This window comes from Rhizobium sp. 10N414 (assembly GCF_056394785.1).
Map to the genome: position 1 here is coordinate 1 of NZ_JBFTIN010000012.1, position 22,493 is coordinate 22,493.

General features: G+C 60.2%; 21 protein-coding genes and 1 pseudogene. 10 read left to right on the plus strand and 12 right to left on the minus strand.

The window, feature by feature from the left end; genetic code table 11:
• The coding region (locus AC1DE4_RS13245) for a transposase domain-containing protein (protein WP_477881099.1) at window positions 1-140 on the plus strand (140 nt) is incomplete at its 5' end.
• 498 nt (window positions 141-638) lie between these two features.
• Here the strand turns inward: AC1DE4_RS13245 and AC1DE4_RS13250 are convergent.
• Genes AC1DE4_RS13250 through AC1DE4_RS13260 form a run of 3 tightly spaced genes read right to left on the minus strand, consistent with a single transcriptional unit; the run spans window position 639 to window position 3,390 of the window.
• Window positions 639-1,892, minus strand: a complete 1,254-nt coding sequence (locus tag AC1DE4_RS13250) for a Zn-dependent hydrolase (RefSeq protein WP_477881568.1) — start codon at window positions 1,890-1,892, stop codon at window positions 639-641.
• A gap of 9 nt (window positions 1,893-1,901) precedes the next feature.
• Window positions 1,902-2,546: a thiaminase II/PqqC family protein gene (locus AC1DE4_RS13255; RefSeq protein WP_029792523.1), complete on the minus strand. Its 645-nt coding sequence runs from the start codon at window positions 2,544-2,546 to the stop codon at window positions 1,902-1,904.
• A gap of 1 nt (window position 2,547) precedes the next feature.
• Window positions 2,548-3,390 carry a BtpA/SgcQ family protein gene (locus AC1DE4_RS13260; RefSeq protein WP_025661805.1) on the minus strand — a complete coding sequence of 281 codons (843 nt, stop codon included), beginning with the start codon at window positions 3,388-3,390 and terminating at the stop codon, window positions 2,548-2,550.
• A gap of 25 nt (window positions 3,391-3,415) precedes the next feature.
• Here AC1DE4_RS13260 and AC1DE4_RS13265 point away from each other — a divergent pair, with 25 nt between their 5' ends.
• The gene (locus AC1DE4_RS13265; RefSeq protein WP_477881571.1) at window positions 3,416-4,327 is read left to right on the plus strand and encodes a ribokinase; all 912 of its coding nucleotides are present in this window, start codon (window positions 3,416-3,418) and stop codon (window positions 4,325-4,327) included.
• A gap of 24 nt (window positions 4,328-4,351) precedes the next feature.
• On the opposite strand, the gene AC1DE4_RS13270 is transcribed toward AC1DE4_RS13265, so the two are convergent.
• The 7 genes from AC1DE4_RS13270 to AC1DE4_RS13300 all read right to left on the minus strand — a co-directional run bounded on the left by AC1DE4_RS13270 (window position 4,352) and on the right by AC1DE4_RS13300 (window position 11,298).
• Window positions 4,352-5,122 (minus strand): glutamine amidotransferase, encoded by a 771-nt coding sequence (locus tag AC1DE4_RS13270; protein WP_477881573.1) that lies wholly within the window; start codon window positions 5,120-5,122, stop codon window positions 4,352-4,354.
• A gap of 30 nt (window positions 5,123-5,152) precedes the next feature.
• Window positions 5,153-6,217, minus strand: a complete 1,065-nt coding sequence (locus AC1DE4_RS13275) for a phosphotriesterase family protein (RefSeq protein WP_192241783.1) — start codon at window positions 6,215-6,217, stop codon at window positions 5,153-5,155.
• 7 nt (window positions 6,218-6,224) lie between these two features.
• The gene (locus tag AC1DE4_RS13280; RefSeq protein WP_192241784.1) at window positions 6,225-7,226 is read right to left on the minus strand and encodes an ABC transporter permease; all 1,002 of its coding nucleotides are present in this window, start codon (window positions 7,224-7,226) and stop codon (window positions 6,225-6,227) included.
• Window positions 7,223-8,041 carry an ATP-binding cassette domain-containing protein gene (locus AC1DE4_RS13285; protein ID WP_025661800.1) on the minus strand — a complete coding sequence of 273 codons (819 nt, stop codon included), beginning with the start codon at window positions 8,039-8,041 and terminating at the stop codon, window positions 7,223-7,225. The genes AC1DE4_RS13280 and AC1DE4_RS13285 overlap by 4 nt, the downstream gene beginning before the upstream one ends.
• Window positions 8,038-8,985: an ABC transporter substrate-binding protein gene (locus AC1DE4_RS13290; RefSeq protein WP_025661799.1), complete on the minus strand. Its 948-nt coding sequence runs from the start codon at window positions 8,983-8,985 to the stop codon at window positions 8,038-8,040. The genes AC1DE4_RS13285 and AC1DE4_RS13290 overlap by 4 nt, the downstream gene beginning before the upstream one ends.
• A gap of 38 nt (window positions 8,986-9,023) precedes the next feature.
• A complete protein-coding gene (locus AC1DE4_RS13295; protein WP_029792517.1) occupies window positions 9,024-10,046 on the minus strand; it encodes a LacI family DNA-binding transcriptional regulator in 1,023 nt (340 codons plus the stop codon).
• 256 nt (window positions 10,047-10,302) lie between these two features.
• Window positions 10,303-11,298, minus strand: coding sequence for a LacI family DNA-binding transcriptional regulator (locus tag AC1DE4_RS13300; RefSeq protein WP_029792514.1), 996 nt, complete (start codon window positions 11,296-11,298; stop codon window positions 10,303-10,305).
• A gap of 180 nt (window positions 11,299-11,478) precedes the next feature.
• On the opposite strand from AC1DE4_RS13300, the gene AC1DE4_RS13305 reads away from it, so the two are divergent.
• From AC1DE4_RS13305 to AC1DE4_RS13325, 5 genes are all read left to right on the plus strand, one after another.
• Window positions 11,479-12,723 carry an ABC transporter substrate-binding protein gene (locus AC1DE4_RS13305; protein WP_029792513.1) on the plus strand — a complete coding sequence of 415 codons (1,245 nt, stop codon included), beginning with the start codon at window positions 11,479-11,481 and terminating at the stop codon, window positions 12,721-12,723.
• Between the two features lie 72 nt (window positions 12,724-12,795).
• Entirely contained in the window at window positions 12,796-13,722 is a 927-nt protein-coding gene (locus tag AC1DE4_RS13310; RefSeq protein ID WP_246779292.1) for a carbohydrate ABC transporter permease, read from the plus strand.
• Window positions 13,722-14,591: an ABC transporter permease subunit gene (locus AC1DE4_RS13315; RefSeq protein ID WP_029792511.1), complete on the plus strand. Its 870-nt coding sequence runs from the start codon at window positions 13,722-13,724 to the stop codon at window positions 14,589-14,591. The genes AC1DE4_RS13310 and AC1DE4_RS13315 overlap by 1 nt, the downstream gene beginning before the upstream one ends.
• 29 nt (window positions 14,592-14,620) lie before the next feature.
• A complete protein-coding gene (locus AC1DE4_RS13320) occupies window positions 14,621-16,552 on the plus strand; it encodes a glycoside hydrolase family 127 protein (RefSeq protein WP_192241786.1) in 1,932 nt (643 codons plus the stop codon).
• A 9-nt stretch (window positions 16,553-16,561) separates the two neighbouring features.
• Entirely contained in the window at window positions 16,562-17,659 is a 1,098-nt protein-coding gene (locus tag AC1DE4_RS13325; RefSeq protein ID WP_029792829.1) for an ABC transporter ATP-binding protein, read from the plus strand.
• A 119-nt stretch (window positions 17,660-17,778) separates the two neighbouring features.
• Here the strand turns inward: AC1DE4_RS13325 and AC1DE4_RS13330 are convergent.
• Window positions 17,779-17,982, minus strand: a pseudogene (locus AC1DE4_RS13330) (integrase core domain-containing protein); the annotation flags it as partial.
• A 328-nt stretch (window positions 17,983-18,310) separates the two neighbouring features.
• On the opposite strand from AC1DE4_RS13330, the gene AC1DE4_RS13335 reads away from it, so the two are divergent.
• Complete coding sequence (locus tag AC1DE4_RS13335) at window positions 18,311-18,556, plus strand: hypothetical protein (protein ID WP_192241787.1); 246 nt, start codon at window positions 18,311-18,313, stop codon at window positions 18,554-18,556.
• Between the two features lie 314 nt (window positions 18,557-18,870).
• Complete coding sequence (locus tag AC1DE4_RS13340; RefSeq protein ID WP_477881579.1) at window positions 18,871-19,014, plus strand: DUF1127 domain-containing protein; 144 nt, start codon at window positions 18,871-18,873, stop codon at window positions 19,012-19,014.
• A gap of 232 nt (window positions 19,015-19,246) precedes the next feature.
• Here AC1DE4_RS13340 and AC1DE4_RS13345 read toward each other — a convergent pair whose 3' ends face one another.
• Window positions 19,247-20,095, minus strand: a complete 849-nt coding sequence (locus AC1DE4_RS13345; protein WP_192241789.1) for a ferritin-like domain-containing protein — start codon at window positions 20,093-20,095, stop codon at window positions 19,247-19,249.
• A gap of 184 nt (window positions 20,096-20,279) precedes the next feature.
• On the opposite strand from AC1DE4_RS13345, the gene AC1DE4_RS13350 reads away from it, so the two are divergent.
• A complete protein-coding gene (locus AC1DE4_RS13350; RefSeq protein ID WP_246779293.1) occupies window positions 20,280-22,490 on the plus strand; it encodes a NosR/NirI family protein in 2,211 nt (736 codons plus the stop codon).
• The last annotated feature ends 3 nt before the right edge of the window (window positions 22,491-22,493 follow it).

Consider the following 22,493-nt stretch of genomic DNA (forward strand, 5'->3'; position numbering starts at 1 on the left):
TCTTGCAGACAGCCAAGATGAACAACGTCGATCCACTCGACTGGCTCTCCCAGACCCTGACCCGCATCGCTCAAGGCTGGCCTGTATCTGAGCTCGAGGCGCTCATGCCGTGGAACTTCAAGTCCCACGCCATCGGCTGACCGCTTACGATATATGCGACAGGATTACGCCGCTGGTGACATCCCCTCGGCCTTGCCTCCGACCAGCGCCCAGATATGGCCAAGAGGAGCGAAGATCAGGCCACGCGGCGGCCGATCATGTCAGTTTGGATTTCGTTACGCATCACAGCTCCGCCGTGACGGCTCACTGCATTACGACAGGCAGGACGAGACAGCCGAGGCTGCCCCGAATTTCGTTCGCTAGAGCGATCCAAGTTTTGCGAGAGCGTCGGCGACACCCTTGTCATATGCAGGATCGGTCTCGTGCAATTTTCATATGACGTTGCTTCACCTCGCTCCGGGCGTCGCCCATCGCGCGCCTGCCAATTGAAGCGCTTCAAGCGTATGGGCTCGTTTCGCGAACTACAAAGAAACGGCATTCCAAAGTTTGTCTAACTTTATGCGGCAAACTCGGATTGTCGATCAATCCTTGGAAGTAATCCTTCAAATTGGCCGAATTGAAAATATTTCAATCCAAACTCATGAGCGCCGATTTTCGCCCTCGCAGGCAATTGCAAGCGTCGCCTGTGCCAACACATCACAGCCGATGACGGCATGCGCAGGCTCGACATACTCGGCCTCGTTGTGACTGAGCCCATCGCGGCACGGAACGAAGATCATCGCTGCCGGCGCAACGCGATTAACGAATAGAGCATCGTGAAAGGCCCCTGATAGCATTACCGTGTTTTTGACCCCGCGCGCAGCTACTGCCTGCTCGATTGCCCGCTGCAATGCGTCGGAAAAGACGCAGGGCGCCATATCGAACGATCGGGCGATCTCAGTCGTGCATCCCTGCCGCTTCGCTTCCTCCGCTATTCGCGATGTCACGAGCCGTTCGATATCATCCAGCCGCGATGGCTCTGGATGACGCATATCGACTGTGCAGTGGACCTTGTCCGGGATCGCATTGACCGAGCCAGGCTCGGCTGAGATCCGCCCAACCGTAAACCGCGCGTCCGGATCGGCTGGCATCACCGCCTCGTAGAGGCCAGACAGCGCCGCGGTCAGCGCGCGCAGTGGGTCGCGGCGGTACGACAGTCCAGTCGTGCCGGCATGGGCCGTCTGCCCCGTAACCGACACATCCAGCCAACGCGTGCCCTGGATACCCTTTACCACGCCGATCGGAATGTCGTTCGCCTCGAGAGAGGGCCCCTGCTCGATATGGACTTCGATATAGGCGTGAACCGGAAAGCCGAGCGGCAGCATCTCGGCCTCCGGCAGGCTCGCAATCGTCAGCGCCAGTTCCTCGGCAAAGCCTGCGCCATCGGTGGCGATCTTGCCCTGCCAGGCGGCCGGGATCTCACCCGCCGAAAAGGCCATGGATCCCATGCATCCCGGTGCAAAGCGGCACCCCTCCTCGTTGGTCCAGGAGACGACGACAACGGGACGCGCCGTCTCGATCCCCGCGTCCTCCAGGCTCTCCAGCACCTCGAAAGCGGACAGCGTCCCAAGCGCGCCGTCGAACCGACCACCGGCCGGCTGGCTGTCGAGATGACTGCCGATGATCACCGGCGCGAGCGTATCGTCCCGGCCCTTGCGTCGGATGAAGAGGTTGGCCATCGGGTCCTGAAAGACGAGGAATCCCCTCGCCCAGGCAAGCTCGGCCAGAAGCCGCCGCGCCCGGCGGTCGCCTTCTGTCAGCGCCTGGCGATTGACGCCGCCCTTCGCCGTGCCGCCGATGGCGGCGAAGGTTTCGAGCCGGGCGTTGAGACGATCGCCGTCTATATCGAGCATGGTTTCACCTCAGAGATAAGGAGCGTCGTGGAAGGCGATCTCCAGCGCCTGCGCGCGGCCGAAGATGCCGCTGAGGCGGGAACGTTCCTCCAGGCTCATGCCCTCGCCGGCGTCATCGAGCTCTGCCTTCAGCCACATCGCCTGGGCGGCGAAGTCCTCATGCGCGTGCAGGTCCACCCACTCCTTGAGTAGCGGATCGCTCACCTCGTAACGGGTGGCCTTCTTCGACCAGGTCCAGTACATCCACTCGGCGGCAAACATGGCGGCGACCGTGTCGAGGTAGCCACCATCCCGAGAGATCGCCAGCATGTCGTCGCGGAACGCCGCCACTTCGGGGACCGCCGTGTTGTAGGCCGCGGGATCAATACCGCGCTCGGCGAAGGTCTTTTCGAAATAGGCGATCTGCTGGTTGGCCAGCGCATCGAGAACGCCGATCAGCCAGCGCTTCTGGGCGATCGTCTCTGCCTTGGCGGCTGCAAAGGCAAAGATCGAGATGGCGGTATCGACGAAGGCGCCCTCGAAAACGAGGTAGCGTTCGAAGACTTCCTTCGAGAGCCGGTTTGCCTCGATGTCCTTGACGAAACGATGGGTTACCATCGCATCGAAGACGGCGGCATTTTCACGCAGGATCTGCTCGGACAGTGTCTCGCTCATATCAGCCTTCCAGACCGGGACGCGCGGCTTCGACGAAGGCCTTGACGCGGGAGAGCTCCACAGGATTCCACCAGACGCCGCCTTCCTTGAGCGAGGACGCGACGATGACGCCGTTCGTCCGCTTCAGGATCTCGACGATATTTTCCTTCGTAACGCCAGAGCCGACGAGCAGCGGCAGATGGGTCGCGGCGCCGATCGTCTCGATCTCCTCCACGGTCGCCGAATTGCCGGTGCGCTGGCCGGTGGCAATCACCACATCAGCGTCGAAGAAGGCGAGATCGCGGGTCAGTTCTTCGATCGTCCGGTCGGCGGTGATCGCGTGCGCGCCATGCTTCACATGGCTGTCGGCGAAGACCTTGATGTGCTCGGCACGCAGAGCCGAGCGGTAGCGCATCGCTTCGGCCGCGCGACCTTCCATAAAGCCCTCGTTGGCGACATAGGCGTTGGCCCACTGGTTTACACGGATAAACCTGGCGCCGCCGGCCATGGCGATGGCGAAGGCCGGGATTGGGGCGTTTGCAAGCACGTTGATGCCCATCGGGATGCCGGTCGCCCGTCTGATCCGGTCGGTGACGACGGACATGAAGGCGGATGTCTCGGGGCCGATATCCTCGGGCTTCGAGAAGGGAATATCGCCGTGGTTTTCGATGATCAGGCCATGCAGGCCGCCCTCGATCAGTGCCTCGGCATCGCGCATCGCGACATCGTAGATTGCATCGACAGTCGCGCCGCGGTAGCGCGGGGCGCCGGGAAAGGGCGAGCAATGGATCATCCCGATCAGCGCCTTGTCAGTGCCGAATATTTCCCTTATGGCGCTTGAATTGTTATCCGAAATCGTCTGCATTTTCATTTCCTTTCGAAGGCCAGCCATGCCTGCCAATGTTCGTGCTCATGTCATCGGTAACGTCGCCGTCGACGAAACCATATCCGTGTCGACCATGCCGGAAGCCGGGGCTTCGATCCTTGGCCGCGAAGAAACGCGCGACCTTGGCGGCAAGGGTGCGAACCAGGCCGTGGTCATGGCCCGCACGGGCCTCCCCACCACCCTCGTTGCGGCCGTGGGCGAGGATTTCCGCGCCCAGACCATTCGCGATCAACTGGCGCCGGAACCGGTCGAGGCCAAGCTGATTGCGCTTGCCGGCCGTTCCAGCGACTTCTCCATCATCTTCACCACGCCTGATGGCGAAAACGCCATCGTCACCACCACCGATTCAGCCGGATCACTGACGCCGGGAGAGGCCATCGCCGCGCTCGACACCGCCGTGTCAGGCGACCTCATTGTCCTGCAGGGCAATCTCAGCGAGGCAACCACGCTTGGCCTGCTCCAGGAAGCCCGCCGCCGCGACCTCGTTACCGCCTTCAACCCCTCGCCCCTCAGGCCCTATTTCGGCGACTTCTGGCCGCTGGTCGACATCGCATTCCTGAACCGAGGCGAGGCGGAGAGCCTCACCGGTTCATCCGACACGGCCGCGACCGAAAAGCTGCTGCAATCGGGCGTGCGCCACGTCGTTCTGACGCTCGGCGGCGACGGCGCCCTGCTGGCAAGCCGTGGGGCCGCTATCGCCACCATTCCGGCCGTGTCCACCAAGGCCATCGACACAACAGGCGCCGGTGACACCTTCATGGCGGTGGCGCTGGCTTCCGCCGCGTTGCGCGGCGTCGAGCTCGACCCCCGCGCCATCGGCCACGCCGCCTCCGCCTCCGCCCTGACAGTCAGCCGCCGCGGTACCCGCTCGGCCTTCCCGACCACCGAGGAGCTGCAGGCGATCCTGGCGCGCTGAAGCGCGCCAAGGACCATCGACGCCTCAGCGCTTGTCGCTCAGCCAGCCGAGGATATTCTTCCACAGGCGGCCGTAGCCTTCCCATTCGCAGAAGGCGGGCGACAGCCAGTGCGGGCCGATATCGGATGTCCACGCCGCGCTGCGCCCCTTTTTGAACGTTCCGGTGACGAGCAGCGGATGGCCGCCCTGATCATCCGGCAGGCGGGCGACGACTTCGACGTCGGCGCGGTCGCGCACCTCCACCTCGTTGACGCCGAGCAGCAGCGGCCATTCACCGCCCATGCCGGCAACCGTCGGGTGGTCCGCCTTGGTGATGACAGCTCCCGTGCCTTCTGGAATCTCGACGCGGTCGTCATATGGCAGGCAGGTGACGGGGAGCACATCCTCGACCGGCGTGCGGCGCCAACGCGCCTTGCCGTCGATGCCTTGGAAGGAGAAATAGCCGCCGACCATCAACAGGCCGCCGCCCTTTTCCACCCAGGCCTTGATGAGCTTCAACCGGTTCGGCACCGTCTTCGAATGCAGCCAGACAGCGGGCGGCAGCAGCAGCGAGTTCGCGCCGATATCCGACAGGATGATCACGTCATAGACGTCGAGACCCGCCATATCGAAGGGGAATTTTTCAACTGCCTCATGGGCCGGCATGTAGGTCAGCTCGTACTCACTGCCTTCGAGCGCCTTTACCAGCGGCTCGGCGCCGAGATGGAAGGTGACGCTTCCGAACTGGTCGAAGCCTTTGTAATGGGTGGCGGAGCTGACCCAGCTCTCGCCGACGAGGAGGACTTTTTTTGTCATGGTCTTTCCATTTCTATAAACGTTCTGCGGTCAGGCCTTGGCCTCGAATACCGATCTCGGATTGTCGCACATGAGAATATCGAGCTGTTGATCGGTCAGCCCGTGTCGCTTCAGCCGCGGCAAGAAGTGCTTGAGAATGTAGGCATAGCCATTGCCTCCGTAGCGCGTCAGCATCATCTTCAGGAAGACGTCGTGGGAAAGGAGGATGCGATCGATATGCCCCTGCTCCACCAGCTTGACGATGGCGCGCGCCGCCTCCTCGTCGCTCGGGCACTGCACCTGCTGGTCGGCGTAGAAGAAATCCATGCCGATCATGTCGTATTCCAGGAAGGCACCGCGCGAGGCGAGCTCGCCCTGATAGGCAAGGTCGTCATGCGACGGGTTCATGTGGCAGAGCACGGTGTGGCGAAGCTCCGCTCCCTCCACCGCGGCGATATCAAGCACCTTGTGGCCGAGCCGGAACCAGCCGGGCAGATGCACCATCAGCGGAAGACCGGTGCGCGCCTGCGCCCGCGCCGCCGCCCTCAGTGACTTCTCTTCCTGATCGGTGAAATCCGAGGACACCCCGATCTCGCCGATTAATCCGACCTTGATGTCAGTGCCATCTACGCCGGCGGTTGCTTCCTGAACAATCTCGTCGGCGATCTGGTCGATCGTCATGCCGGCGACCTTTGCCGGATGCGACGAGCCAAGATAGTAGCCGGCGCCCATGATAATATTGAGCCCGGAAGCCTGCGATATCCGCTTCAGTGCCCGGGGATCTCGACCGATGCCCTGGCAGGTCGGCTCGACAACGGTGTGGCCGCCATGTGCGGCGAAATCCTTGAGCTCGGTGATGGCCAGCGGCTCATCATCCAGCGTAATGTTGTGCTTGTTGACGAAGGGATCCTGGCGCAGCTCGCTCAGGATCTCCATGCAGACGAAGCTCTCGGAGAGGTACTGGCGCTCCGGCGTCTTCGGTGCATGCCACCAGCAGCGGCAGTCGTTGAGGATATGCTCGTGCATCAGCGTGATGCCGAGAGCGGAAGCAGGGATTGCCCCCGCTACCGTCATCACCTTGCCCGAACGCACATGGGCTTCTGAAAGTTCGCTCATGCCGACCTCACTTCTTCTTTCCGCCGAAGCGGAAGTTAGTGGTAAAGATCTTGGTGTTGAGCCAGATTGCCACGAGGATGATGGCGCCCGTCACGATCTGCGTGAAGAAGGGCGAGATGTGCATCAGGATCAGCCCATTGCCGATGACGGCGATGGTGAGTGTCCCGAGCACCGTGCCGAGAATGCTGCCGCGTCCGCCCATCAGCGATGTGCCGCCGAGCACCACGGCCGCGATGACCTGCAGTTCGAACCCGACGGCTGCGTTGGACGAGCCGGAGCCGAGACGGGCAGCGATCAGAAGTCCGGCCAATGCGCAGGCAATCCCTGACACCATGTAGACCGAGGCAACGATCCATTTCGCCGGCATGCCGACACGGCGTGCGGCCTCGAGATTGGAGCCGACCGCGACGACCTGCCGGCCGTATTTCGTGTAGGCGATCACAACGTAGCCGACCACGGTTACAAGCACGGCTATCAGCGCCGGAACCGGAAGCCCGAGGAACTCGCCCCGGCCGAGCCAGAAGAAGCCGGGCGCATCCTTGATCGGGATCGAATATCCCTGCGTCAGCCACAGCGCGAAACCTCGCAGAATGGAGAGGCCCGCGAGCGTGACGATGAAGGCCGGGATGCCCTGATAGGCAATGAACCAGCCCTGGGCGATGCCCATCAGCGCGCCAAAGGCGATCATGCCGATCACTACAGTCGGCCATGGATAGCCCATGGCCATGATGATTGCCGCCACCGCATTGACCAGCGCCACCTGCGAACCGACGGAAAGATCGATGCCGCCGGTGATGATGACAAGCGTCATCGCGACCGCGACAACCAGGATGGGAGCCGCCTGGCGCACGACGTTGAGGATATTGCCGAGCGTCAGGAACGTGTCCGTGGTGGCGGAGAAGAAGACGAGGCAAGCGAGGAAGAACGCGGTGATCGACAGCACCTGCGCGTGTTCGGAAAGGAAGTCCGCGACCGGCGATCCGGCCGCGCGTTCGGTATAGGCGCTCAATGCTTCTGCCCTCCGACGATGAGCTGCACAAGATCCTGCAGGTCGGTCTTGGCGATATCGCGTTCGGCGACCTTGGTGCCTTCGTACATGACGGCGATACGGTCGCAGACACGGAAGAGATCCTGCAGACGGTGGGTGATCAGGATGACAGAGACCCCTTTGGCCTTGACGCGGTTGATCAGGTTGAGCACGGCCTCGACTTCCGCGACGGCAAGAGCCGATGTCGGCTCGTCCATGATCAGCACCTTCGGATTGAAGGAGGCGGCGCGCGCGATAGCGATCGCCTGCCGCTGACCGCCTGACAGTTTCTCCACCTTAGCACCAAGTCGTGGGATGCGGATCTCGAGCGCATCCAGCATGGCGCGGGCCTCGGTCAGCATGCGCGCGCGGTCGAGGAACGGTCCCTTGGTCAGTTCGCGGCCCAGAAACAGATTGCCGACCACATCGACATGGTCGCACAGGCTGAGGTCCTGAAACACCATTTCGATATTCCTATCGCGGGCGTCGGCCGGTCCGCTGAAGCGAACCTCATGTCCGTCGACGGCGATCGTGCCGTCATCGGGGATATAGGTACCGGAGATGACCTTGGTCAGCGTCGACTTGCCGGCTGCGTTGTCGCCGACCAATCCCAGGCATTCGCCGGGATAAATGTCGAGATCGACGCCGCGCAGCGCCTGATGCGAGCCGAAGTTCTTGCGGATGCCCTTCAGGGAAATGCGGGGCTGGCGATTGCCGCCTTCGCCGGACTGCCGGGGGAGGATTTCTCCGCCCCCGGATCCTGCGACAGCGGTTGGGTGCTGTCTGTCAGAGATCATTTGAAAACGGCCCGGTAAGGTTCGACATTCTCCTTGGTGACGATAGTGATCGGCACCGAGATCGTCTTCTCGACGCTGCCGCCGTCCGAGATCTTCTTCAGGGCATCGACGGCCGCCGCACCCATGGCGGAGGGATCCTGCTGGATCACGGCGGTGACGTAGCCCGCGTCGATGCCGGCGATTGCCTGGGCGGTCAGATCCCACCCGAAGATCTTGACATCAGACTGCTTGCCCTGGCTTTCGACAGCGGCGATGGCGCCCATCAGCGCTGGCTCGCCGGTGGCGTAAACTGCGTTCATGTCGGGGTTGCCGGTGATAAGGTTTTCAGCGGCGGCCAGCGCGTTGTCCTGGATGTTCTGTCCATCGACGACGCCGGCGGTGGTGACGCCTTCGACACTTTTGACGGTCTTTTCGAAGCCTTCCTGGCGGACATTCTGGATGAAGGAGTTCAGTGCGCCGACAACGCCATACTTCACCTTGCCGCCCATGTTACTTTTCACATAGTCGAGGAAGAACTTGCCCATGTCGGCACCGGCCTTGGCATTGTCGACGCCGATCTGCGCCTTCTGCGGGCCCTCCGGGAGAATCGCATCGATGGCGACAACGGGAATGCCCGCGGCGGCGGCCTGCTGCACGGCCGGCATGATGCCATTAACGTCGATGGCAACGACCGCGAGGCCGTCGACCTTCTGCTGGATATAGGTTTCGATGGCGCTGTTTTGCGCGGCCGGGTCGTTGTTGGCGTTGAAGATCACCAGCTTGGCGCCGGCCGCGTCGGCCGCCTTTTGCGCGCCTTCGTTCATCTGGTTGAAGAACAGCGCCTGCTGGTTGATCTGCACAAGCGCGAAGGTCTTTTCAGCGGCGAAGGCACTCCCGAACGAGATACCCGCAAAGACCGTGGTCGCGAGTGCAGTCGTAAACGTCCTGCGTGTCAGAATAGTCATGTCTTGTTCCTCTGGTTAGGTTCATCTTCGTTGCTTTTTTATTGTTTCGACGGCGGTGCAACGGAGTTCCGCACGACGATTTCGACCGGCAGCAGTTCCTCGGAGCGCAAGGTCTCGGGCTCCTGCCAGTTTGTTTCGAGAAGCAGCGCCAAGGCGCGTTCGCCAAGCGCCCGGACGGGCTGGCGTATGGCGGTCAGCGGCGGTGCAAAAAGATGTAGCGGTCCGACGTCGTCGAACCCGATCACCGAAACCTCGCCGGGAACCGAGACGCCCTCGGCAAGCAGCACTTCGATCAAGCCGATCGCTATTTCGTCCGAACTGGCAAAGATGCCCGTCGCCTGCTTGCCCTCATCGATAAAACGGCGCGCCGCCTGCCGGCCAAATTCCACCGTGAAGCTGCCCTCGTAGCGTGTCACCTGGAACGGCTCTCCCCGCTCCAAAAGCGCGCGTTCCAGTCCGAGGAAGCGGCGGCGTGTGCTGATCATTTCCTGTGGGCCGCCGATGTAGACGATGTGCCTATGCCCATGGTCTGCTAGATGCCGACCCGCGAGATAGCCACCCTCCTCGTTATCGGCGAAGAGTTTCGGCACTATCGCATTCGGCACGTCTTCGTCGACGATGACGACCTTGCCAGCCTGGTTGATCACTGCTGCCAGTTCGCCGTCGTCTGGATGGTTGGTAACGAAGATGAGGCCATCAACATGGTTGCGCGCAAGCCCCGTCACATATGAGATCTCACGGCCAGGGCGGTTGAGCGTCGCATGCAGCGACAGGGCGAGGCCGCGCTTATCCGCCTCGTGCTCTACAGCAGCAACAAGCGTTGCGAAGAACGGATTGGCAATATCCGGCACCACAAGACCGATCGTCTCCGAACGGCCGCGGCTCAGACGGCGCGCATGCGGGTTCGGCTCGTAGCGAAGTTCCCGGATTGCCTTGTCGATGCGCTCTTTGGTTTCAGGGGGAAGTTGAAGCGAACCGTTCAGAAGCCGTGATACCGTCGCTACCGATACGCCAGCGGCATCGGCGACATCCTTCAGGCTTGTAGCACGCTTGCTGGACATCATGTCTCCCTGACAGGATAGCTAAGCTTGTAAAGCGATTTACTAAACCGCTTTACAATGACACCCGCAATCCCGCTGTCAAGCGTGAAAATTGGGCACGAAGAAAAATTAGGCGAAAGGCCCGCTTCCGCATTAGCCAAGGTCGATGGCGAACAATCCGTGATAGACCTCGGGGCTCGAAGCGCGTTCGCGGGTGGTCTTTAGCGCGCAGGATCTAATTTAGCCCGCAAGCTTGGCAACCGGGCGTTTTCATGTGTCACGCGGAGCCTCGTGCCGCGATGCTGCAAGGAAGCCGAACGATGCCCGGCTCCAGCTTTTCGCGGCGCGAAAGCGCGAGGATCGCGAGGCCCGCACGATGCCCGATTTCCTTGAGTTCCATGTCGATCGTCGTGAGCGGTGGTCGTGTTTGCTTCGAGACGACCTCCCAGTTATCGAACCCAACGACGGCGACGTCGTCAGGGATCGACACACCCCGGTCGCGAAGCGCATCGATGACGCCGCGCGCAATTTCGTCGCTTCCACAGAAGATTGCATCAGGTTTTGGGCCTGATTGCGAATAGACAGCATCAATTGCTGAGTGTCCCCATTCTTCGGACCACTCGCCGAACATCACTTGGCCGGATGAGCCCACAAGTTCCCTATAGGCATCCGCACGGATCCGGGCGGCGAGGTAGTTCTGCACGCCGGTGATGTGCAGGATGCGTGACCTGCCCAGGGTCTGGAGATGTTGCACGGCAATGCGCGCACCCTGGGCATCATCAGGATGGAAGCTCAATCTATCTGCAGGTCCCTGCGCGAATGCGTAGATAACCGGTATCCTGAGTTTCAGGAGTTCGGGCGGCGGCTCGAGATCGATCCGCGTGGCGGTGAAGATGATCCCGTCGACCTGGCGGTCCAGCAACGCATCGAGATGGAGCTTGGCGAGCCGCGGGTCATTGTTGGTCGCGCAGAGGAAGAGCGAGACTCCGTGGTCGACGAGGATTTCTGAGACGCCGGCCGCCATTGGGAGCGTCAGTCGACCATAGGTGTCGTTCGTCAGCATCCCGATGGCATGGCTGCGCTTAGTCAACAACCCACGCGCGAGCGCATTCGGCCGAAAGCCAAGTTCGTCGGCAATCCGTTTGACCTTTTCACGCGTCTCGGCGTTGGTTCGCCCCGTCCCGTTCAAAGCGTTCGAGGCGGTCGAAATGCTGACACCCGCAGCTTTCGCCACGTCGCGAATTGTCCGGCGCCTATGGTCTGAATCGTTCAAATTCGCTCACTCCTAGCCTACTTGCTAAAACCTTTTAACAGAAAAAATATAGGAGATAAAAGGTTTTATCAAAAACTCGTTCGGTTTGCGGCGCGGTCATGTCGACATGGAATATTTTCTCATCTAACGTTGCCTTCGTCTTGAGGTCCTGGAGCCTCGCATAAGAGAAGGGGAACCCGCATGTACGGTCTAAAAACTACGATTGCAGCTGTTGCACTATTGGCGAGCACTTGCCTCGCCAGCGCTGAAGAAATCACGCTATGGGTGCGTACGTCATCGGGGGCAGTGCTCCAAGGGCTTGCTGAAAAATACAACGCCGCCCATTCCGACAAGGTCAACGTAACCCAGATCACCGCTGAACAGATGGTGCCAAAGCTCGGTGCAGCGATCGCCGGCGGCGCGGCGCCCGACGGCGCAGTCCTCGACCTCATCTATCTCCCGACCTTTGCCGCAAACGACAGCCTTGAAGACATCAGCGACTTCGTAAAGGGTCTTCCATACGCCGCCGCACTGAGCCCCTCGCATATTCGCCTGGCGACCTACGATGGCAAGGTGTACGGCGTGCCCGCATTGCCTGACGCTTCGATCATTGCCTACAACACCGACCTCTTCACGAAGGCCGGTCTCGATTCGGACAAGGCGCCGGCCTCGCTCGAAGAGATTGCTGCCGACGCCAAGAAGATCCATGCGCTGGACAAAGAAACCTACGGCTTCTATTTCGTCGCCAATTCCGGCAGCTGGCTGATCTACGACTTCCTGCCACATCTATGGGGCGCTGGCGCCGATGTGCTGAGCGATGACGGCCGCGCCGCCACCGTCGATACACCGGCATTGCGTGATACCGTTGCGGCTTACCGCGACATGTGGAAGTCTGGCGCCATCCACCCGACCTCGCGCTCGGGCAACGGCAACAATGCCGTCGAGGCCTTCGCATCGGGCAAGGTCGGCATCCTCATGACCGGCTCCTATATCGTCAACTTGCTCACCAGCAAGTATCCGGATGTGAAGTTCGCAGTTGCTCCGATCCCCGGCCCGAAGGGCGGTGCGTCTAGCTTTGCCGGCGGCGATACGCTGGCGCTCATCAAGGGCCTCAGCGAGGAGAAGAAGAAGGTCGCCCTCGACTTCGTGAAGTTCTACATGGAGCCCGAGCAGCAGGTCTACATCACGCAGGAATCCGGCATGCCGTCGCGTACGGATCTCGCCAAGGAAGCCTACGCGAAGTTCGATCAGCGTAACCTCATAGCCTATGACATCCTGGCGAAGGCCCGCACGCCTTACACGTTCTCGTCCGACGAGCTGTTCGTCAGCCGCACCGGCCCGTTCCTCAATCTGATCCAGGGCACGATCTTCGGCGATGACGTCGATGAATCGATCAAGAAGGCACAGGACGACTTCACCAAGATCCTCGATCGCACAAACCCGTAACAGCTGAGTGCGGGGCGGCCTTTCGCCCCGCACTTGTCCAATCGCTGATGCGCATTTCGAGTTCTTCGAGGAATGATAGTGGTCGATAACCCGACAAAGGATATGAAGCTGCCGATCGCCGGGGAACCGGAGCCACAGGGCTGGCTCGGACTGGCATTCATCCTGCCCGGCTTCCTGTTTATCCTGGTGCTGTTTCTTGTTCCGCTCGCCATGACGATATGGATGAGCTTCTACAACTGGCCCCTGCTTGGGCGTAAGAAATTCATCGGCTTTGCCAATTACGATGAACTCCTTGGTGATATGCAGCTCTGGCACTCGCTGGGCTTTACCATGCTATACACGGTGCTGGTAACGGCCGCGATCTTTGCTGTGGCCTTTCCGTTGGCGCTGCTCGTCGATCGCCCGTTTCGATCTGCCGGCGTCTTCCGAACGATCTTCTTCATGCCCGTTGTCATCGGCTTCGGCGCGGCATCCACGCTCTGGATGTGGTTGCTCAACCCCGACAGCGGCGTCTTTGCCCAGGTCCTGCGCGGCATCGGCCTTATCAGCGCAGCACCGCGGCCGCTTGAGAGCTTTTGGCCCGCGCTTGCGGTGATCATCCTGATGGTCGTCTGGAAGACCGCCGGCTTCACCATGGTCATTCTGCTGACCGGTCTGCAGGGCATTTCCAACGACGTGATTGAGGCAGCCAAGATCGACGGCGCCAGCGTGTTCAGTCGTTTTCGCCGGATCACGCTGCCGCTCATGCGCAATTCGCTGGTCCTGGCCCTGGTTCTTAACGTCACCTCGTCAATGCTCGCCTTCGACCAGTTCTTCATCATCACGCAAGGCGGCCCCGAAAACAGCACGATTTCGGCTGTGTTCTCGATCTACCTCGCATCCTTCTCGTCCTACCGGCTCGGTTACGGCTCTGCGCTCTCCTTTGCGCTGCTGGTCGTTCTGGTTGCCATTAGTGCCATTCAATTCGTGCTGTTGCGCGAACGCGCGGAGGAAGGCTGATGACCTCCACCCAATCCAATCCAAGCGGCAACCCACGCGGCGGCCAAGCCGGCTATCTGCTCTTCCTGCTCGCTTCGATCCTGTTTGCGATCTTCTTCATCATGCCGATCGTCTGGTCGCTGGCGAATTCGTTCAAGCCGGCTGCGGAAGCGCTCGCCAATCCGGCTGCGCTGTTCTCGAAGACGTTCTCGCTGGAAAACTACCGTCGTCTCGAGAATGTCGGTGCCGGATGGTACGTCTATGCGGGCAACTCCGTGCTGATCGCGGTCGGGACGGTGCTGCTGACCGTCATCGTCTCGGTTCCTGCGGGCTACGGTTTCTCCAAGTTCAAGTTCCCCGGCCAGTCGATGCTGTTCGTCCTGATCATGGCGACGATGATGATCCCGTTTCAGTCGATCCTGACGCCGCTGTTCCTGATCCTGAAGATGCTCAGCCTTCAGAACAGCCTGTTCGGGCTTATTCTGATCTATGTCACGTTCCAGCTGCCGTTTTCCGTCTTCATGATGCGCAATGCCTTTGATGCCGTGCCCAAGGCGCTGATCGAGGCGGCGCGGATCGATGGCGCCTCGCAGGCAACGATCCTGCGGCGGATCATGTTGCCGATCGCCTTGCCCGGCGTAGCGACGGTGGCGATGTTTGCCTTCCTAAATTCGTGGAACGAGTTCCTGGCCGCCCTTATTTTCCTGTCGGACCAGAACAAGTTCACCCTGCCAATCATGCTGGTGAACGTGTCGTCGGGCCTCTACGGCATCATCGATTGGGGCGCATTGCAGGCTGGCATCGCGGTCACCATGATCCCCTGCATCATCCTCTTCCTTCTTCTGCAACGCTACTATGTGCGCGGCCTGACGGCCGGCGCCGTGAAATGAGAAGCGGTCCGCCCGCTCAAGGAGTCTTCATGTCTAATGCCCCGAAAGCACAGCCGCGGTTGCCGATCGACCGCTACATCCCGGCCGACCACGCCCGCGTCACGTTCGACGGCGGTTTCTGGAAAAGCTGGACGGAAACCGTCCGCGACGTCACCATTCCGACGCAGCACATGCGGCTGGACGAGGAAGGCTTCCTCGAAGTCCTCGATTTCGACAAGCCAGCCGGTCCGCTTGCTCGTCCTATCCAGCCGAGCGGCCTGTCGATGCAGCACTTCTTCGATTCCGATTTCGGCAAGTGGATCGAGGCAGCGAGCTACACGCTGAAGAATAATCCCAATCCTGATGTCGAGGCGAAGATCGATGCGATCGTCGAGAAACTTGAGCACGGCCAGATGGCAGATGGCTATCTGAACAGCTGGTTCATCCGCCGCGAGCCGGAGAACCGTTGGACCAACCTGCGCGATCTCCATGAGATGTATTCGATGGGCCATCTCCTGGAGGGAGCCGTCGCCTATTTCGAAGCGACGGGAAAGCGTCGCTTCCTTGACGTGATGATCCGCGCGGTCGATCATATCATCGATACCTTCGGTCGCGAGCCCGGCAAGCTTCGCGGTTACGACGCACACGAGGAGATCGAGCTCGCACTCGTCAAGCTTTACCGTGTGACCAAGGATCCGCGCCACCTGAAGCTGGCGAGCTACTTTGTCGACGAGCGCGGCCAGATGCCTTCCTACTACGACAATGAAGCGCGCAAGCGTGGCGAGGATCCCGCAAGCTACGTGTTCCAGACTTACGCCTACAGCCAGGCCCACATGCCGGTGCGGGAACAGACCCAAGTGGTCGGTCATGCCGTCCGCGCGATGTACCTGTTCTCCGCCATGGCGGATCTTGCCTTCGAAAACGACGATGAAAGCCTGAAGAGCGCCTGTGACCGGCTGTTCGACAATCTTGTCGGGCGCCAGCTTTATGTCACCGGCGGGCTTGGCCCATCGGCGTCCAACGAAGGCTTCACACGCGAGTACGATCTGCCGAACGAGACCGCCTATGCCGAGACCTGTGCGGCTGTCGCGCTCGGCTTCTTCAGCCACCGCATGGCCCAGATCGAGCTCGACAGCAAATTCACCGACAAGCTCGAGACGGTGCTCTACAACGGCGCCCTTTCCGGAATTTCGCGCGACGGCGAACATTACTTCTACGAGAACGTCCTGGAGAGCCATGGGCAAAATCGTCGCTGGAAGTGGCATTACTGCCCTTGCTGCCCGACCAACATCGCCCGGTTCATCACGTCGCTCGGCGAGTATTTCTATTCCACGAAGGCCGATGAGGTGGCGATCCATCTCTATGGTGAGAACACGGCCGAGCTTTCCCTCGGCAACGCCTTCCTGCGCCTGCGGCAGAAGAGCCAATATCCGTGGAACGGCGACGTCGCCATCTCGCTTGGCCTCGATCAGGCAAAGCGCTTCACCTTGCGGTTTCGCATTCCAGGCTGGTGCCGAGACGCGCGTGTCTTCGCCAATGGCGAGGCCATCAAGCTCGATGTCACCAAGGGCTACGCCGCGATCGAACGGGAATGGAAGGACGGCGATACGGTCAGGCTGGCTTTCGATATGCCGGTCGACCGCCTTTACGCCCATCCCGCGGCGACTGAAGACAACGGCCGCTTTGCACTTCGGCGCGGCCCGGTGATCTTCTGCGTGGAGGAGGCCGATCTTGGCACCGAACCACAACGGTTGAGACTGCCGGCGCAGGGCGAGATCGCCGTCAGCTTCGACGAGACGCTTCTTGGTGGGGCGACCGTGCTTGAAGGTGATGCGTTAGAAGCGGATGCATCCGACTGGCAGGAAACGCTCTATCGCACACAACCGCCGGTGCTGAAGCCGACGCGCTTCAAGGCGATCCCGTACCACCTGTGGGCAAACAGAGAGCCGGGCGCCATGGCCGTCTGGCTGCACGAGAAGTAGGGGAACACGATGGCTCGCCTTGAACTTCGCAATGTAGTCAAATCCTACGGCATCTACGAAGCCGTGCGCGGCATCAACCTCGCGATCGAGGACAACGAGTTTGTCGTCTTCGTCGGTCCGTCGGGCTGCGGCAAATCTACGACGCTGCGCATGATCGCCGGCCTGGAACATATCACCGGTGGCGATATCGTCATCGGCGATCAGGTCGTCAATCGGCTCGGCCCAGGCAAGCGCGATATTGCCATGGTCTTCCAGAACTATGCGCTCTATCCGCATATGAGTGTCCGGGAGAACATCTCCTTCTGCCTGGAACAGCAGAAGTTGCCGAAGGCGCAGATCGACGAGCGCATCAACCGCGCCGCCGAGACGCTGCATATCACGGAACTTCTGTCGCGGCGCCCCGGCCAGCTTTCGGGCGGGCAGCGTCAGCGTGTCGCCATGGGGCGCGCCATCGTACGCAACCCGAAGGTCTTCCTATTCGACGAGCCGCTTTCCAATCTTGACGCCAAGCTGCGCGTTCAGATGCGCACTGAGATCAAGCGACTGCATCAATTGCTTCCGACCACGACTGTTTATGTCACCCATGACCAGGTCGAAGCGATGACGATGGCCGACCGTGTCGTCGTCATGAGCGGCGGGATCATCGAACAGGCGGGTCCGCCGCAGGAACTATACCATCGTCCTGTCAGCCAGTTCGTAGCAGGCTTCATCGGCTCACCGTCGATGAACTTCCTGAACGCGAGGCTTGAGAGCGTTGGTGACGGGTTGGTTGTCGTTCTCGACGACGGAAGCCAGCTTGCAGTTCCCGCATCCCGGACCGCGGAGTACCGGCCACATGCAGGCAACCCGGTCGTGTTCGGTATCCGGCCTGAATCGATATCGAGTCTGACACCAAAACCCGGCTTCGAAACGGTCGAGGCGAATATCGATCTCGTTGAGCCGCTGGGACCGGAGACGATGATCTACTTCGATATCGGGCCGGTGAGCCTTTGCGCCAATGTCGATCCGGAAAGTGAGCCGCGTCCAGGTTCGCGTATGCCGCTTTCCTTCAACATGAACCGCATGCATCTTTTCGATCCGGCTGGGGGCCGTTCGCTTTCGTCCTAATGACATCAGGAATTGACCTTGCCCCCAGGTTTTATCCAGTTTTAGGTTCGCTCCAGCGGTTTTTTGAAGTGCTACCCGATTTTGGGCCAGCGGGAGCTGGAATTTTCCGGGATTAAGGCTCAGTTCGGCGGGGGTGCCGATGAGCCGTTCATCAGCGAAATCGGCACCTTGTTGCCAATCGCGCTGTGTGGCCGGAACTCCTCCATCTTCAAGCGGGCGTCGTCAAGGCTCATGAACCAGTGGGCGTTGAGGCACTCAGCCCGGAACTTGCCGTTGATGGGGAAGACGGCCCCGCTCCGAACCGATTGGCCGTGACGGCCCCATGATCGGGGCGCAGGGCCTCGGCTGTATGGGCATGAGCGACTTCTATGGAGCAACCGACGAGATCGAATCCCGCGCAACGCTGGAGCGCGCTGGAACTCGGTGCGACCATGTTCGATACGGCGGATATGTACGGCTTGGAGCCGCCATTGACGGAACCGCTGGACGACAAGCACCTTCGATCACGGCCGGAACAAAAGGCCGGTAATCGCATTTATCGGCCAGAGGCGGTTTGCCTCGACCTTTCCTAAGTCCCAGAGCTTGCCCCGCTTTCTTGGCGGGGCCTCTTTAGCGATGGCAACCGAGATGTTCTTCATGGAGGATGTTGTGATGTCTCGCAAAAACTTCAGTCGCCACGATGAGCCTTTGAATTCGGATGACCTGCGCAAATGCCACGTTGTTCTGGACGCGATCTGCGACGAGTTCGGAATAGAGCCTGGCTCCGAGGAGGCAGATCGCATTGGTGCAATCACCATAGAGCTTTATCAGCAGGGCGTACGCGACGTCGGCCAGCTGAAGCATATTGTCGATGCCGCGCGGGGGCTCGATCTCAATCGAGATGGAACCAAGGCATAACGGCCGACGTTTTCAGCTTCGCTCACATCCGACGATGTGACACTCAGGAGCCCTGGCCTTGCCCCGCTTCACGGCGGGGCACTTTTCTAGGATAGGTCTTTGTCGGCTTTAGTGACGGTCACGGTCGATTTTGCGCTTTCCAGTGCGCAGACGTCACACCTCTTTTCACCGCGCGACATGCAATCTACGCATAGTTGAGATCCAATCTTCGCGCTGCAAAATTGGTCTGACCAATCATATATAAGCGACATCGAAGTAATCGAAGCGCCACGGACTGGCAGCTGACTTCGAAAACCCAGGAAAGGGGATTTATCATGAACATCGCACGCTCTTTTAACAATTGGCGCAAGTATCGTCAGACGGTCTCCGAACTGGGCCGCATGAGCAATCGCTCACTCCATGACCTTGGCATCAATCGCGGCGAAATCGAGCGGATCGCAAAAACTGGCGCTCGCTAAGTCCGCGAAGACAATGTGCAGTTTGAAGCGCTCGTCCTACCAGGCGGGCGCTTTTGTTTTGCTAGTGATGGATAGCGCCAAAGCGCCCCGCGTATCGCCCTCACCTCATGGCTCCGCCTACTCTTTGGGCAAAATATCACGCTCCAATGGACGGTGGCCTACGGCGTCACCATCTTCCGTTCATCCTCTGTGGAAGAATTCTAGTTTCGGATCGAACGTCCCTCGTATCATACTAGAGTTGGCGCCCTCGAAGAGCCCGGAGGCAGTGAATGACCTGCGAGGCGAACTCGCGGGCCCGACCGGCGTCTTTCTCGTCGGCCGCGCGATCTCCGATGTCGAGGTAGCAGTCTGCTAGGAATTCGCAGAGCGGCAGAGCACTTTCAACCGCCTTTCGTGTCGCCTTCCCCGGGCGCGGAGTGGTAAGTAGCGGGAATTCTCGCATCGATTTCGACCTCAGCTCGGCTTCTTTTGAAAGAGCCAGGAGGTCGTCGCCTCCGTCTGTCCTTGATAGTTCCGTCAACGATCTGAGCTGTCCAGACAATATCTGCTCAAGCATCGGCAAATCGCCTTTGTCGACCGTTAGAGTTTGATCTCGTTCCCGGTGAAATGCCAGTCGTCGCTCGCGTCTCAATGTTGCAACATGGCCGAGTTCCTCCCGGGCCATTCGTTCGGCTGCATCTCTAACGTCGTCCGACCCGGCATGGGCCGAGACGTAGGACCAGAACACGAACGCGCGTTCCTCGTTGCGAACGGCTATCGAGAAAGCGCGGTAGGCGCTCAACATCTCGGGAGCCACTTTCCCAGCTCCTTCGTCATCGAACAGGTGTTCCGGGGGATAGGCGGAAACCGCAAGTGTTTTGCATCCGAGTGCTTTCTCCCATTCATTCACTTTGCTCAAGTGCCCCTGTTCCTCGGCGACCAGCGCATCGAACACTGCCGCAAGCTCGGGGTGTCCCATCTCCGTCATTCTAAGACCGAGGGCGAGGTAACCTTCTATTGCTTCCTGTTCCATGGCACGACCAAGCGCCAAAAGCTCGTCCAACGACGCTAGATGCCAAGGATCGGAGGTCTTTGCTGGCATGCAGTCCACTCCTGTTAGGCCTTCCCCTTGCCGGATATAGGCCCATTAGAAACGCGTACGTTTTTCCAACGAGGAGTTGTCTTCGGCCGAGGTTAGGATACATTCTCATCTCGGAACTGCAAAGAAATCCAAGGCCAGCGCAATGAACTTTTCAAAGAAAGTTCGGTCGTCATGGTTAGCAAGCATGCTCGTGCTTGCGGTCGCGTTCGTCGGCCTCTCGTCCACAACCCCCGCATTCGCAGCCGGGCAGCTTCCCACCTTTCTTGAAAGAGTTCAGCCAAGCGAGCTTTTCGAGGGTGCCGACCGCTTCGGCGACACCGTGGGAGACCCCCCCATCGCGCCGGTCTATCGAGGTGACGTTCTGCTTGGGTATGTCTACCTCAATTCCGATTTTACCAGTTCGGTTGGCTATTCTGGTAAGCCGATCCACATCGCAGTTGGCATCGATCCGTCCGGAATTATCAGGGGCTTCAAGCTCATAGAACACCACGAGCCGATCGTCCTCGTCGGAATTCCCCAGGCCAAAGTCGTCGCCGCCTTGAATTCGATTATCGGCAAAGACCTTGGAAGGGTAGCCTCCGGGGCTGAGCGCCCGCCGGAGGTGGATATCGTCAGTGGAGCGACCGTCACGGTGCTCGTCATGGGCGACAGCGTCGTTCGCTCCGCCGTCAACCTCATCCGGAGCAAGCGCCTGGGCGCGAGCGGTCCGGCAGGTGTTAGACCTGTTTCAGTTGTCAAAACGCTCGACCTTTCGAGAGACCAGGCGAGCGACTGGCAGACCCTCCTCGGTGACGGCTCGGTCCGGAGCCTGCGGTTGACGGTTGGCGAGGTTTCGAAGGCCTTTGAAGAGGCCTCACATCCGGAAGCGGCTTCGCACCCGGAAACCGCGAACCCGGAAGACCGTTTCATCGATCTATACATTGCGCCTGTGAGCGTCCCCGCAATCGGCAAGACGCTCCTTGGAGATGTCGCGTATCAGCGCCTCGCCACCCAGCTCAAGCCGGGACAGTCCGCGATCCTCGTGGCCGGAGACGGGGCATACTCCTTTAAAGGCTCCGCCTACGTCCGCGGCGGCATCTTCGATCGCGTCGAATTGCTACAGAGCGGGCAAGGTTTGCGATTTCGCGATCGCGACCATACGAGGATCGCGGCTCTCGCGCCGTCGGACGCACCACGCCTGAGGGAGATAGCGCTGTTCGTTGTGCCGCCGGAATTCTCCTTCGAGGTGACCGAGCCGTGGGAGCTGGAAATGCTCGTGCAACGCAGCAGCACGGGCGCGCGCGACAAGTCCGTCATCCCCTATACGATCCCATACGCCCTTCCGTCCACCTACTACACCGTGACGCAGACCTCCTCGCAAGAGCAGGTCCCGGTCGCCGCCGCCGGGAAGAGCGATCCGGCGGAAGCGAAACCGGAACCCGGCGAGCCTCCGCTGTGGAAGCGCATGTGGGGTATGAACAGAGCCTCGATTGCGATCATCGTCGCTGCGCTCCTCGTCCTGACGGCAATCTTCTTCTTCCAGGACTGGCTGGTCAAACGTCCGAAGCTGTTCGGATGGATCCGTACCGGGTATCTCGTTTTCACCCTCGTCTGGCTCGGATGGTACGCAAACGCCCAGCTGTCGGTTGTCAACGTCCTAACATTCACGAACGCGCTGGTCACCAATTTCAGTTGGGAGTTCTTCCTCGCGGCACCGTTGATTTTCATCCTTTGGGCCGCGGTGGCGGCCGGTCTGCTGTTTTGGGGGCGCGGTCCGTACTGCGGATGGCTCTGCCCGTTCGGTGCGCTGCAGGAGCTGCTGAGCCAGGCTGCGAAGCGCCTCAGAATACCCCAGGTGAAAGTTCCGTGGGGACTTCACGAGCGTCTTTGGCCAATCAAATACATGACCTTCCTTGGGCTTTTCGGAATGTCGTTCTATTCGATGGCCTATGCGGAGATGCTCTCGGAGATCGAGCCGTTCAAGACCGCGATCATCCTGAAGTTCATCCGTGACTGGCCATTCGTTGTCTTCGCTTTGCTACTCCTCGTGGCCAGCCTCTTTATCGAGCGGTTCTACTGCCGCTACCTCTGCCCGCTTGGGGCGGCACTTGCCATTCCAGGTCGTATCCGGACGTTCGAATGGTTGAAGCGCTGGCCCGAATGTGGAACGCCCTGCCAGCGTTGCGCGAAGGAATGTCCGGTGCAAGCGATACACCCTGAAGGCCCCATCAACGTCAACGAGTGCATCTACTGCATGCACTGCCAGGAACTCTACCATGACGACCAGCGCTGTCCCCACATGATCCAGGTACGGCTCAAGCGAGAAAAGTTCATGGCGCTGTCAACTCCGGAATCGAGAGGAGAAAATAAACCACCAAAGACGCTCGTTACTCATAATGGAGAACCGGTCAAATAGGCA

Bases quoted from the DNA above. Each gene is read 5' to 3' on its own strand.
- AC1DE4_RS13275 (WP_192241783.1), bottom strand. From the start codon at position 6,217: ATGAGCGAACTTTCAGAAGCCCATGTGCGTTCGGGCAAGGTGATGACG.
- AC1DE4_RS13250 (WP_477881568.1), bottom strand. From the start codon at position 1,892: ATGCTCGATATAGACGGCGATCGTCTCAACGCCCGGCTCGAAACCTTC.
- AC1DE4_RS13265 (WP_477881571.1), top strand. From the start codon at position 3,416: ATGCCTGCCAATGTTCGTGCTCATGTCATCGGTAACGTCGCCGTCGAC.
- AC1DE4_RS13255 (WP_029792523.1), bottom strand. From the start codon at position 2,546: ATGAGCGAGACACTGTCCGAGCAGATCCTGCGTGAAAATGCCGCCGTC.
- AC1DE4_RS13285 (WP_025661800.1), bottom strand. From the start codon at position 8,041: ATGATCTCTGACAGACAGCACCCAACCGCTGTCGCAGGATCCGGGGGC.
- AC1DE4_RS13270 (WP_477881573.1), bottom strand. From the start codon at position 5,122: ATGACAAAAAAAGTCCTCCTCGTCGGCGAGAGCTGGGTCAGCTCCGCC.
- AC1DE4_RS13295 (WP_029792517.1), bottom strand. From the start codon at position 10,046: ATGTCCAGCAAGCGTGCTACAAGCCTGAAGGATGTCGCCGATGCCGCT.
- AC1DE4_RS13335 (WP_192241787.1), top strand. From the start codon at position 18,311: ATGTCTCGCAAAAACTTCAGTCGCCACGATGAGCCTTTGAATTCGGAT.
- AC1DE4_RS13290 (WP_025661799.1), bottom strand. From the start codon at position 8,985: ATGACTATTCTGACACGCAGGACGTTTACGACTGCACTCGCGACCACG.
- AC1DE4_RS13350 (WP_246779293.1), top strand. From the start codon at position 20,280: ATGCTCGTGCTTGCGGTCGCGTTCGTCGGCCTCTCGTCCACAACCCCC.
- AC1DE4_RS13345 (WP_192241789.1), bottom strand. From the start codon at position 20,095: ATGCCAGCAAAGACCTCCGATCCTTGGCATCTAGCGTCGTTGGACGAG.
- AC1DE4_RS13305 (WP_029792513.1), top strand. From the start codon at position 11,479: ATGTACGGTCTAAAAACTACGATTGCAGCTGTTGCACTATTGGCGAGC.
- AC1DE4_RS13325 (WP_029792829.1), top strand. From the start codon at position 16,562: ATGGCTCGCCTTGAACTTCGCAATGTAGTCAAATCCTACGGCATCTAC.
- AC1DE4_RS13315 (WP_029792511.1), top strand. From the start codon at position 13,722: ATGACCTCCACCCAATCCAATCCAAGCGGCAACCCACGCGGCGGCCAA.
- AC1DE4_RS13340 (WP_477881579.1), top strand. From the start codon at position 18,871: ATGAACATCGCACGCTCTTTTAACAATTGGCGCAAGTATCGTCAGACG.
- AC1DE4_RS13260 (WP_025661805.1), bottom strand. From the start codon at position 3,390: ATGCAGACGATTTCGGATAACAATTCAAGCGCCATAAGGGAAATATTC.
- AC1DE4_RS13310 (WP_246779292.1), top strand. From the start codon at position 12,796: ATGATAGTGGTCGATAACCCGACAAAGGATATGAAGCTGCCGATCGCC.
- AC1DE4_RS13320 (WP_192241786.1), top strand. From the start codon at position 14,621: ATGTCTAATGCCCCGAAAGCACAGCCGCGGTTGCCGATCGACCGCTAC.